Source organism: Aggregatibacter kilianii (assembly GCF_003130255.1).
GTDB lineage: Bacteria > Pseudomonadota > Gammaproteobacteria > Enterobacterales > Pasteurellaceae > Aggregatibacter > Aggregatibacter kilianii.
In genome coordinates this window covers 1,710,562-1,722,802 of record NZ_NRCN01000001.1, presented here as the reverse complement: position 1 = coordinate 1,722,802, position 12,241 = coordinate 1,710,562, and the positions used below count along the sequence as shown (strand labels likewise).

The 12,241-nt window shown below is 43.2% G+C and carries 7 protein-coding genes and 1 CRISPR repeat array (1 of these 8 cut by a window edge); of the genes, 5 read left to right on the top strand and 2 right to left on the bottom strand.

Annotation, left to right across the window (positions count from 1 at the left end; translation table 11 throughout):
- Position 1 precedes the first annotated feature (1 nt).
- On the bottom strand, positions 2-934 hold the full coding sequence (locus DK428_RS08050; RefSeq protein WP_109063575.1) for a LysR family transcriptional regulator: 933 nt from the start codon (positions 932-934) through the stop codon (positions 2-4).
- Here DK428_RS08050 and DK428_RS08045 point away from each other — a divergent pair.
- Positions 933-1,112, top strand: a complete 180-nt coding sequence (locus DK428_RS08045) for a transcriptional regulator (RefSeq protein WP_109063574.1) — start codon at positions 933-935, stop codon at positions 1,110-1,112. The genes DK428_RS08050 and DK428_RS08045 overlap by 2 nt on opposite strands.
- 86 nt (positions 1,113-1,198) lie before the next feature.
- Positions 1,199-3,472: a 5-methyltetrahydropteroyltriglutamate--homocysteine S-methyltransferase gene (metE, locus tag DK428_RS08040; protein ID WP_109083093.1), complete on the top strand. Its 2,274-nt coding sequence runs from the start codon at positions 1,199-1,201 to the stop codon at positions 3,470-3,472.
- 139 nt (positions 3,473-3,611) lie between these two features.
- Here metE and DK428_RS08035 read toward each other — a convergent pair whose 3' ends face one another.
- Entirely contained in the window at positions 3,612-4,325 is a 714-nt protein-coding gene (locus tag DK428_RS08035) for a UTRA domain-containing protein (protein WP_005702625.1), read from the bottom strand.
- A gap of 199 nt (positions 4,326-4,524) precedes the next feature.
- On the opposite strand from DK428_RS08035, the gene malQ reads away from it, so the two are divergent.
- Genes malQ through DK428_RS08020 form a run of 3 tightly spaced genes read left to right on the top strand, consistent with a single transcriptional unit; the run spans position 4,525 to position 10,774 of the window.
- Entirely contained in the window at positions 4,525-8,298 is a 3,774-nt protein-coding gene (malQ, locus tag DK428_RS08030) for a 4-alpha-glucanotransferase (protein ID WP_109063572.1), read from the top strand.
- 9 nt (positions 8,299-8,307) lie between these two features.
- Entirely contained in the window at positions 8,308-9,099 is a 792-nt protein-coding gene (locus tag DK428_RS08025) for an endonuclease/exonuclease/phosphatase family protein (protein ID WP_012771286.1), read from the top strand.
- A 10-nt stretch (positions 9,100-9,109) separates the two neighbouring features.
- Positions 9,110-10,774 carry a PTS transporter subunit IIBC gene (locus DK428_RS08020; RefSeq protein WP_109063571.1) on the top strand — a complete coding sequence of 555 codons (1,665 nt, stop codon included), beginning with the start codon at positions 9,110-9,112 and terminating at the stop codon, positions 10,772-10,774.
- Positions 10,775-11,014: 240 nt separating this feature from the next.
- Positions 11,015-12,241: a CRISPR direct-repeat array (repeat unit 32 nt; unit sequence GTTTCAACACACAGCCGCGCGGAGGCGGCTGC) (it continues 1,668 nt past the right edge of the window).

The following is a 12,241-nucleotide window of genomic DNA, read 5'->3' as shown; positions in this document are numbered from 1 at the left end:
ACTAGATCTCTTCTAATATGGATAATTCGGGCAAGGTAGAAAAACTTTGAGCTTTCACGGTTTCATAGAAATCATCCACGAAAGCAATTTGCGAATCCAACTCTCGCGTTGCGGCATAAAGATTACTGTGTAACCCCTGTTCGGTGATTTTACGCGCCACGATGTAGCCACGATCCAAATAAGGCTTCGCCGCCCAAAACGGCAATGCTGCCACGCCACGCTTACTGGCCACCAACTGAATAATGGCAATGGTGAGCTCACTGGTTCGGCGGGTCGGATTAACGCCTTTCGGGTGTAATACCTTACGCAACAAATCCAACATATCATCCGGTACAGGATAAGTAATCAAAGTTTGATCAATAAAATCTTCCGCCTGCCAAACATCTTTCACCGCCAGCGGATGATCTTTCGCACACAATCCCACCATTTCATAGGAAAACAACGGCTTATACACAATACCCTGAGTCTCTTCCACTTCTTGCACCACCGCCCAATCGGCACGATGGCTTAACAGCAACCCAACGGCATCGGTGTGGAAACCGGACACAATATCTAACTCCACCAACGGCCAATGCTGACGGAATAAATCCATGGCGGGCATGAGCCAATCGAAGCAAGTGTGGCATTCCACCGCAATGCGCAACTCCCCTGCTTCCCCTTGTTTCACCCGCGCCAAATCACGCTCCGCCTCAATCACTTTAGGCAAAATATCATTGGCAAGCTGAATCAAGCGCTCCCCTGCGGCAGTAAAATGCAAGGGTTGGGTTTTACGTTCAAATAACGGCAAGCCGTATTGATCTTCTAATAATTTAATTTGGTGAGACAAGGCTGACTGGGTGAGATAAACCCGCTTTGCAGCCAAAGAAACACTGCCCGTTTCTTTTAAAGCGAGTAAGGTTTTGAGATGTCGAAGTTCGAGAAAGATTGGTTTCATGAGAAAGATTCATATTAATAAGAAAAATAATGAAGCCGTATCATACACCAAAACCGACTGCGCTTTAATGTTCTACGAAATAAAAGTGCGGTCGAAAATCAAAATGTTTTTACGTTCTGTGCTATTACGTCAAAATCAAAATATTAAAATTATTCATACAAATTTGGAAAATTATTAATTTGCATAATAATCCTAATTCCTTCATTCTACACACGTACAGATGTTTAGCCGTCTAAATCATTTAACACAAAACAAGGAATTATGATGACAACATTTCATTTAGCAGGCTTCCCGCGTGTAGGTGCCAAGCGTGAACTCAAATTTGCCCAAGAACGTTACTGGCGCGGTGAAATCGCCGAAGCCGATTTATTAGACATAGCAAAAAAATTGCGTGAAATTAACTGGCAACATCAAGCCAATGCGAATGCGGATTTCGTGGCCGTTGCGGACTTCACCTTCTACGATCACATTTTAGATTTGCAAGTGGCAACAGGCGCCATTCCTGCGCGCTTTGGTTTCGACAGCCAAAACTTAACCTTGGATCAATATTTCCAGTTGGCGCGTGGCAACAAAACACAATTCGCCATTGAAATGACCAAATGGTTCGACACCAACTATCACTATCTTGTACCTGAATTCCACAAGGACACCCAATTTAAAGCCAACCCGGCGCACTATGTGCAACAAATCCGTGAAACCAAGGCCCTTGGGCACAATGTAAAACCAACTATTGTTGGCCCATTAACCTTCCTTTGGTTAGGGAAAGAAAAAGGTGCCGCATTTAATCGTTTCGATTTGTTAAACAAACTCGTGCCGATTTATGTGGACATCTTAAACGCGTTAACCGCTGAAGGCGTGGAATACATTCAAATTGATGAACCTGCCTTAACCCTTGATTTACCGGCAGAATGGGTTGCCGCTTATAAAGCGGTTTACGCCACTTTTGCGGCACAAGTAAACGCCAAACTCTTACTTGCCACTTATTTCGGTTCCGTGGCAGAACATGCCGATTTATTAAAAGCCTTACCGGTAGCCGGTCTTCACATTGATTTGGTACGTGCACCGGAACAACTTTCCGCCTTTGCCGATTACGACAAAATCCTTTCCGTAGGCGTGATTGATGGACGTAATATCTGGCGTGCGAACTTAAACCAAGTGTTAGATGTGGTTGAACCATTAAAAGCGAAATTAGGTGAGCGTTTATGGATTGCGCCAAGCTGTTCCCTACTCCATACGCCTTATGATTTGGCAGTGGAAACCCAGCTGCAAGCCAACAAGCCGGAGCTTTATCAATGGTTGGCGTTCACCTTACAAAAAATTCAAGAATTACGCGTCATTAAAACCGCACTTGAGCAAGGGCGTGCAGCAGTGCAAGCAGAATTAGCGGCATCGCAAGCGGCAGCTGACGCGCGTAAAAACTCTCGTGAAATCCACCGCACTTGTGTGGCGGAACGTTTGGCAAACCTGCCGAAAAATGCCGATCAACGTAAATCGCCATTTGCGGAACGGATTAAGTTACAAAATGCGTGGTTAAATCTACCGTTGCTGCCAACCACCAATATTGGTTCCTTCCCGCAAACCACGGAAATTCGTCATGCCCGTGCTGCCTTCAAAAAAGGCGATCTCAGTTTGGCAGATTACGAAGCGGCAATGAAAAAAGAAATTGAATTCGTGGTGCGTGAGCAAGAAAAATTGGATTTAGACGTGTTAGTACACGGCGAAGCGGAGCGTAACGACATGGTGGAATACTTCGGCGAATTGCTCGATGGGTTTGCGTTTACCAAATTCGGTTGGGTACAAAGTTACGGTTCCCGCTGCGTCAAACCACCGGTTATTTACGGCGACGTGACCCGTCCGGAACCAATGACCGTGCGTTGGTCGCAATATGCCCAAAGCCTCACCAACAAAGTGATGAAAGGCATGTTAACCGGCCCGGTAACCATTTTACAATGGTCTTTCGTGCGTAACGACATTCCACGTTCCACGGTGTGTAAACAAATTGCGGTGGCACTTTCTGATGAAGTATTGGACTTAGAAAAAGCGGGGATCAAAGTCATCCAAATTGACGAACCGGCCATCCGCGAAGGTTTACCGCTTAAACGTGCCGATTGGGATGCGTATTTACAATGGGCAGGCGAAGCTTTCCGTTTAAGTTCAATGGGTTGTAAAGATGACACGCAAATTCACACACACATGTGTTATTCCGAATTTAACGACATTCTACCGGCTATTGCCGCCCTGGATGCCGATGTGATCACCATCGAAACCTCCCGTTCCGACATGGAATTACTTACCGCATTCGGTGATTTCAAATACCCGAACGACATCGGCCCGGGCGTGTACGACATCCACAGCCCACGTGTGCCGACCGCAGAAGAAATTGAACATCTTCTTCGCAAAGCGTTGCAAGTAGTACCAAAAGAACGCTTATGGGTAAACCCGGACTGCGGCCTAAAAACCCGCGGCTGGCCGGAAACCATCGCCGCATTAAAAGTGATGGTGGATGTCACGAAGAAATTACGTGCGGAATTAGCTTAATTCACAGATAGTCGTTCACAGGTAAAAGAAAAGCTGAATCTCAAAGAGAGGTTCAGCTTTTTTGTTTTACGGAAAAGAAAAGTGCGGTCGTTTTTAGACGTGTTTTATTCAACAAAACACAGAAATGCTCTCTCTTTTTTTAAACATGTCGCTTCGCAGTGGAAGCAAAGGTAATTTTATCAGGACGATAACTAATGCTACCGTACTGAAATAGACGTCCGTCGGCTAAATAAGTGGTACTGGTAACGTTCACAACCATATTATACTCACCGAGGTCCATGGTGCTTTTTTCTTCTTCATTGGCATAACGAAACACAATTTCACGCTGTGAATAACTAATTTTTAGGCCTAGTTCACTTTCTAAATAGTGATAAATGGAGTGTTCCGCAATCTCACGATTAATAAAAGGAACAATACGACGATCAAAGTAAGAGACTTCGTATTCCACCGCTTCCCCATCAATTTCACGAACACGACCTATACGGTAAAAATCAATCTGATCATTTACGTTAAAGATCCGCATTAATTCTTCTTCCCCTTGTACAATATACAAACTGGTTAAGGTTGTTTTCACTTGATGGGTTAAAGGACGATTCAGCTCACCAACGGTTTTGATTTCAGAAAGCTGTTGAGGCGTTGATAAATTATGTTCAAGAACAATAGAAGTTCGCCCCTGTTGTTTCTGAATGTAACCGTCCATTTCAAGCAGAGAAAGAGCTTTGCGAATAGTATCTTTAGAAAAACCATATTCTTGCATAAGCTCACTTTCACTGGGTAATTCTTGCTTAGGAGGTAAAATTCCATCGGTTATTTTTCTTTTTATATCATTATAAACCGCTTTGTATTTACTCACTTTTCCACTCCATTTTTGACTTTTATTCCCTCAATTCAAATATTCAATAGAATAACACAAACCTTTCTCCTTATACGTATAGTTTTTGTGATCAAAATCACACTTTTACGTTAATGTTTAAACTTTTACGTAAAAGCTATTGCGTAAAATAAAATTTAGATTAAAATCTCTCCAACTTTTACTTCTGAAGGGAAAAATTATGCTTACTCGGTCAAGCGGTGTTTTAATGCACATCACCTCATTACCCAATGCATTTGGAATTGGTAGCTTTGGGCAATCCGCTTATGATTTTGTGGATTTTTTAGTTGAAACAAAACAAAGCTATTGGCAAATCCTTCCATTAACCACCACCAGCTACGGTGATTCCCCTTATCAATCCTTCTCTGCTATTGCAGGTAACACACATTTAATTGATTTTGCTTTACTCACCCAAATGGGTTTATTGCAAGAAACGGATTATGCTTCGGTTAATTTTGGCGATGATCCGACAAAAGTGGATTACGAACGCATTTTTTATGCGCGTCGCCCGATCTTAGAAATCGCCGTCAAACATTTCCTTGCCGATAAAAAACGCCAAGCAGACTTCAAAAACTTTGAAAAAAACAACCGCACTTGGTTGGAAGACTATGCGGAATTTATGGCAATCAAAGAGCATTTCGGCAATAAGGCCCTACAAGAATGGGAAGATAAACTGGTTGTTGCCCGCAAGCCAAAGACACTTGCAAAATATCGTACGATGCTGAAAGAGCAAATTCAGTATTTCAAAGTAACGCAATATTTCTTTTTCCAACAATGGTTGGCATTGAAAAATTACGCTAATCAAAGAGGGATTAAAATTATTGGCGATATGCCGATTTATGTGGCCGCGGACAGTGTTGAAGTATGGACAATGCCGGAACTCTTTCAATTAGATAAAGAATGTAAGCCGCTCTTTGTTGCCGGTGTTCCCGCCGATCAATTCAGCGCCACCGGACAACTTTGGGGCAATCCGCTTTATGACTGGCCTGAACATAAAAAACAAGGCTATGCCTGGTGGATTCATCGCATTGAAGAAAGCTTTAAAATTTACGACGTACTTCGTATCGATCATTTCAAAGGTTTCTCCGATTATTGGCAAGTGGATGGTAAAGCAGATATTGCCAAATATGGTAGCTGGCAACCCGGCCCGGGATATGATTTGTTCAAAGCAGTAAAAGCACAGCTAGGCGATTTGCCGATTATCGCTGAAGATCTCGGCAATATTGATGAAAAAGCGAAGAAATTACTGGTTGATTGCGGTTATCCCGGCATGAAAATTTTGCAATTCGGTTTTGAAGATGTGAGTGGTGAAAGCCTGGATAGCCCACATTATTGCATTCCGCATTGCATTGCCTATACCGGCACACACGATAATGATGTGATTAATGGCTGGTATGCGGATTTATCCACAAAACAACAACAATATATCAACGCTTATACCCATCGCGCTGCCGATGAATCTATCTGTCAGGCAATGATTCGCCAATTATTTGCTACCGTAAGTAATACGGTTATTGCCACCATGCAAGATATTTTAGATTTGCCGGCCAACTCAAGAATGAATCTTCCTTCTACTATAGGTGGAAACTGGGAATGGAGAATGCAAGAAAGCGATTTAACAAAAGCCAAAAAAGATTTTTTAAGCCAAATAACCACGTTATATGGACGTGCAAATAAGAAAAAAATAATGATTAAATTTAGTGAATTTGTACAACAAACAACAAACAAAAAACTTAAAAAGCTAAGTGATCACGCAATTTACGTACAGTTATTAAACTATGTTAAAACCCTTGCTGCGAATAAAGAAAAAAATACGGCTAAACGTAAGGTTTACTACATTTCTGCGGAGTTTTTGATTGGCAAATTGCTGTCTAACAATTTAATCAATCTTGGCGTATATCAAGAAATCAAAGATGAATTGGCGCAGGCAGGTAAATCACTAAGCCATATTGAAGATATTGAACCGGAACCGTCTTTAGGGAACGGCGGATTAGGTCGTTTAGCGTCCTGTTTTATTGATTCCATGTCCACACTCGGGCTAAATGCGGAAGGCGTAGGCTTAAATTATCATTGCGGTTTGTTTAAACAAGTCTTTAAAAACAATGAGCAACATGCCGAACCAAATAACTGGATTGAAAAAGAGTCTTGGTTAATTCCTACAGATATCCGTTATGAGGTGCCATTTAAAGATTTCACCTTAACCTCTAAATTAGATCGCATTGATATTCTAGGTTACAAAAAAGACACCAAAAACCATCTCAACTTATTTGATATTGAATCCATTAATCATAAATTGATTAAAAAAGGCATTACCTTTGATAAAACAAAAATCAAAGAAAATCTGACCTTATTCCTTTACCCGGATGACTCCGATAAAAACGGTGAATTATTACGTATTTATCAGCAATATTTTATGGTCTCCAATGCGGCGCAGTTATTAATTGATGAAGCCATTGAACGAGGCAGTAATTTACATGATTTAGCCGATTATGCCTATGTACAAATTAATGACACTCACCCATCCATGGTGATTCCGGAATTGATTCGCTTATTAACGGAAAAACATCGTATTAAATTTGCAGAAGCGGTAGAAATCGTGCGCAATATGGTAGGCTACACGAACCATACGATTCTTGCCGAAGCCTTAGAAAAATGGCCTTTAGCTTATTTAGAAGAAGTGGTTCCACATTTAGTTAAGATCATCAAAAAACTGAATAAATTAGTACATAAGGAATATCCGAATCCTGATGTACAAATTATTGATAAGCAAAAACGCGTCTATATGGCGCATATGGATATTCATTTTTCAAACTCCGTGAACGGTGTGGCGGCATTACACACGGAGATTTTGAAAAATTCCGAACTCAAAGCGTTTTATGAAATTTATCCCGAGAAGTTTAATAATAAAACTAACGGAATCACCTTCCGTCGTTGGTTAGAGTTTTCCAACCAAGAGCTAGCCGCTTATATTAAACAACTTATCGGCGATGGTTACTTACATGATGCAACGCAACTGGAAAAACTGCTTGCCTTTAAAGATGATAAAAAAGTGCATCAAAAATTAGCTGAAATTAAATTCCGGAATAAATTGGCACTGAAAACCTATCTCAAAGAAAATAAAGGCATTGAGTTGGACGAGAATTCCATTATCGATACGCAAATTAAGCGTTTCCACGAATATAAACGCCAACAAATGAATGCGCTTTATGTGATTCATAAATACCTTGAAATCAAAGCGGGCAAACTGCCGAAACGTAAAATTACCGTGATTTTTGGTGGGAAAGCCGCACCGGCTTATGTGATTGCACAAGATATTATTCATTTAATTCTTTGCTTGTCTGAGTTAATCAATAACGATCCGGATGTGAATCACTATTTAAACGTGCATTTGGTGGAAAACTATAATGTCAGCGTGGCGGAAAAATTGATTCCGGCGACAGATATTTCAGAGCAAATTTCCCTTGCCTCAAAAGAAGCTTCCGGAACAGGCAATATGAAATTTATGCTGAATGGCGCATTAACTTTGGGCACAATGGACGGCGCGAACGTGGAAATTGCCGAATTAGCCGGCGCGAAAAACATTTACACCTTCGGTAAAGATTCGGAAAGCATTATTAAACTGTATGAAACTGCTGGTTATGTTTCAAAAGATTACTATAAAAAGGATAAACACATTAAAAGAGCGGTCGATTTTATCCTTGATTCTACGCTGGTGAAACTAGGCAATAAAAAGCGTTTAAAACGTCTGCATGATGAATTGCTCAATAAAGACTGGTTTATGACCTTAATTGACTTTGATGCTTATGTCACGGCGAAAGAACAGATTCTGGCGGATTATGAAGATCAAGATAGCTGGAACGAAAAAGTGATTCATAACATCGCCAAAGCCGGTTTCTTCTCATCGGATCGCACCATTGCACAATATAACACCGATATTTGGCATTGTGAGGATTAAGGGGAACATATGAAACTACTCACCCTCAACGTACACGCTTGGTTAGAAGATAACCAAGCGGAAAAAATCGACATTATTGCCGACACCATTGTTGAAAAGGGCTACGACATCGTTGCCCTACAAGAGGTGAACCAATTAATGTCAGCGCCCGCGATTTCACAAGCATTAAAGCAGGATAACTATGGCGTTGTGTTGCTGAATAAAATCAATCAACGGGCGACGCAAAAATATTCGCTGTTTTGGAGCAATTCGCATATTGGCTACGATAAATATGACGAAGGCATCGCCTTTTTAACCCGCTTGCCGGTTTATGAAGTGGATGCTTTTTATTGCAGCCAACATCAGCGCCTCGATTCTATCCTCTCGCGCAAAATTCTTGGCTTAACCGTGGAATATCAAGGCCAACTTGTAGATTGTTATTCCTGCCATATCAACTTGCCGAATTGCGCGGGTGAAAATCAACTGGACAACATTCGCAATATCGTGGAGCGTAGCCAAAGCCGAAACCTTAAAATTTTGATGGGTGATTTCAACACGGATGCAATCAGCGATCCAAACGCTTATCAGAAAATTAAATCTCTCGGTTTACTTGATACTTTTGAGATGGCGGAACAGAAAGATAGCGGGATTACTGTTGAAAAAGCGATTGATGGCTGGAAAGGCCACAGCGAAGAAAAACGATTAGACTATATTTTTTTAAATCAAGCAAAAAGGGTTTTATCGAGTCAGGTGGTTTTTAATGGCAAAAATAAACCGGTAGTTTCCGACCATTTCGGTTTGGAAGTCGAGCTTACATTGTAGGAGAACATACATGAAAAAATTGCTCAGTTTTGAATTTTGGCAAAAATTCGGCAAATGCTTAATGGTGGTAATTGCCGTGATGCCTGCCGCAGGTTTGATGGTAAGTATCGGTAACTCGTTACCGTTAATTAGCGATGCCGAATGGCTGGCGCGCGTGGGTAATATCATTGCGCAAATCGGTTGGGGCATTATCGGCAATCTGCATTTGTTATTTGCTTTAGCCATTGGTGGCAGTTGGGCAAATGAGCGTGCGGGCGGTGCGTTTGCCGCAGGTCTTGCCTTTATTTTAATCAACTTAATTACCGGTCACTTCTTCGGCGTAAAAATTGAAATGTTGACCGATCCGAATGCCCACGTCAGCACCATCTTGGCAGGCGACATTCCGGTGGCAAACTACTTTGTGAATATCCTCGGACAACCTGCATTAAATATGGGTGTATTCGTAGGGATCATCGCCGGTTTTGTAGGAGCAACCACCTTTAATAGCTACTACAATTTCCGCAAACTGCCTGAAGTGCTTACCTTCTTTAACGGTAAACGCTTTGTACCATTCGTGGTGATCTATCGTTCCGTTTTAGTGGCGTTAATCTTAGCGGTGTTCTGGCCGGTAGTGCAAACCGGAATTAACCATTTCGGTGAATGGATTGCCAACTCACAAGACTCCGCGCCTATCCTTGCGCCTTTTGTTTACGGCACATTAGAACGTCTTTTACTGCCTTTCGGTTTACACCATATGCTCACCATTCCGATGAACTACACCTCATTGGGCGGTACCTATGAATTCTTAACCGGTATGCAACAAGGCAAACAAGTATTCGGACAAGACCCGTTATGGCTCGCTTGGATCAGTGATTTAATCAACCTGAAAGACGCGGGCAATATGACGCAATATAACGAGCTCCTCTCAACAGTGACACCGGCGCGCTTTAAAGTGGGTCAAATGATCGGTTCAAGCGGTATTCTAATGGGAATTACGCTCGCCATGTACGTGAACGTTGATACGGATAAGAAAACCATCTACAAAGGGATTTTCCTTTCTTCTGCCCTTGCCGTGTTCTTAACCGGCGTAACAGAACCGATCGAATATATGTTTATGTTCGTTGCACTACCGCTTTACCTTGTTTATGCGGCTATCCAAGGTTGCGCATTTGCCATGGCGGATATTGTGAACTTACGCGTTCACTCATTCGGTAACATTGAGTTTTTAACCCGTACACCAATGGCGATTAAAGCGGGCATCGGCATGGATCTCATCAACTTCATTTGGGTATCCGGTGTGTTTGCGGTCGCTGCCTTCTTAATTGCGAATTTCATGATTAAGAAACTCAACCTAGCCACCGCCGGTCGCAACGGCAACTACGATGCAAAAGGCTCTGACGAAGCCCCAACTGAGGAGAAAAAAGTCGCTAATGCCAGTGCGCAAGTGGTACAAATCATCAATCTTCTTGGCGGACGAAACAATATTGCCGAGGTAGATGCTTGTATGACCCGTTTACGTATCACTGTGCATAATCCTGAATTAGTGGGCGATGCAGCGGCTTGGAAACAAGCAGGCGCAATGGGTTTTATCGTCAAAGGCACTGGCATTCAAGCCATTTATGGGCCAAAAGCTGATGTACTGAAATCGGATATTCAAGACCTGCTCTCTTCAGGCGTTGAAATTCCGAAAATGTAACAATATTTCAGCGTAGATAAATAAAAAGAGCGGTTAAAATGATCTAACCCAAAAAGAAAAGCTGAATCTCGAAAGAGGTTCAGCTTTTTATTTTTATGAAAGAAAAGTGCGGTGGATTTTCCAGACGTTTTTGCAGAAAAGCTTGAAACTTATACATCACTTATTTTTCGTAAAGACAAAATATATACTCACCCAAAGGTGGCTGCGATCTTACTTGATCTTATTGATATATAAGCGTTAGTTTCAACTCACAGCCGCGCGGAGGCGGCTGCGCGGTATGCTCACCACCTTTGTGATCTACTTTGAGTTTCAACACACAGCCGCTCGAAGGCGGCTGCATAAAGGCTGGCACGGCGGGGTGGTGTGGTACCCTGTTTCAACACACAGCCGCGCGGAGACGGCTGGTTTATAAAATTTAAACACCTTAACTTAAATACTGGTTTCAACACACAGCCACCCGAAGGCGGCTGCGCGATTTCATGTGCCTTGCCACGGTCACCTTTGGCGTTTCAACACACAGCCACCCGAAGGCGGCTGCCGCTCGAAGAAGTTCGGGGCGTTCTGTTACACCCGTTTCAACACACAGCCGCGCGGAGGCGGCTGCTTTGTCTGCACTGCCAAGATTGAGCACGGCGCGTTTCAACACACAGCCGCGCGGAGGCGGCTGCCCCTTGTTCTCAGATGCACAACGTCTTATTGATGAGTTTCAACACACAGCCGCGCGGAGGCGGCTGCGTTGACCGCACCGGGTTCAGACCGCGAGACGAACGTTTCAACACACAGCCGCGCGGAGGCGGCTGCCCGCTATTGCGAAAGTTCGGCATAATTTCAATACTTGTTTCAACACACAGCCGCGCGGAGGCGGCTGCTTGGAGCTACTTAATGCAATTCAATCAAAGGGGGCCAGTTTCAACACACAGCCGCGCGGAGGCGGCTGCTTCTTGATTCATTATGTTTCTCCTATTTTTGTTTAGTTTCAACACACAGCCGCGCGGAGGCGGCTGCTTGGAGCTACTTAATGCAATTCAATCAAAGGGGGCCAGTTTCAACACACAGCCGCGCGGAGGCGGCTGCTTAAATGTCATTGTTGTGCCTCCGTTATTTTATATGTTTCAACACACAGCCGCGCGGAGGCGGCTGCTCATGACAAGTGATTCTAAATTTGACACTTACGCCGTTTCAACACACAGCCGCGCGGAGGCGGCTGCGGAACGTGGGCTAAGCGTGATTTCTTCCCTGCTGTTTCAACACACAGCCGCGCGGAGGCGGCTGCTTCGATGATTTTGCTCATGTCAAGCCTCCTTATTGTTTCAACACACAGCCGCGCGGAGGCGGCTGCCTGATTTTCAGCGGTATGTTAGCTTGGATTATATGGTTTCAACACACAGCCGCGCGGAGGCGGCTGCCGAGTGGCAAGTTGAGAACACTCAGCACTAAATGGTTTCAACACACAGCCGCGCGGAGGCG

Excerpts from the sequence above, each read along its gene's own strand:
- DK428_RS08045 (WP_109063574.1), top strand. The coding sequence starts at position 933 with ATGAGAAAGATTCATATTAATAAGAAAAATAATGAAGCCGTATCATAC.
- DK428_RS08050 (WP_109063575.1), bottom strand. The coding sequence starts at position 934 with ATGAAACCAATCTTTCTCGAACTTCGACATCTCAAAACCTTACTCGCT.
- metE (WP_109083093.1), top strand. The coding sequence starts at position 1,199 with ATGACAACATTTCATTTAGCAGGCTTCCCGCGTGTAGGTGCCAAGCGT.
- malQ (WP_109063572.1), top strand. The coding sequence starts at position 4,525 with ATGCTTACTCGGTCAAGCGGTGTTTTAATGCACATCACCTCATTACCC.
- DK428_RS08025 (WP_012771286.1), top strand. The coding sequence starts at position 8,308 with ATGAAACTACTCACCCTCAACGTACACGCTTGGTTAGAAGATAACCAA.
- DK428_RS08020 (WP_109063571.1), top strand. The coding sequence starts at position 9,110 with ATGAAAAAATTGCTCAGTTTTGAATTTTGGCAAAAATTCGGCAAATGC.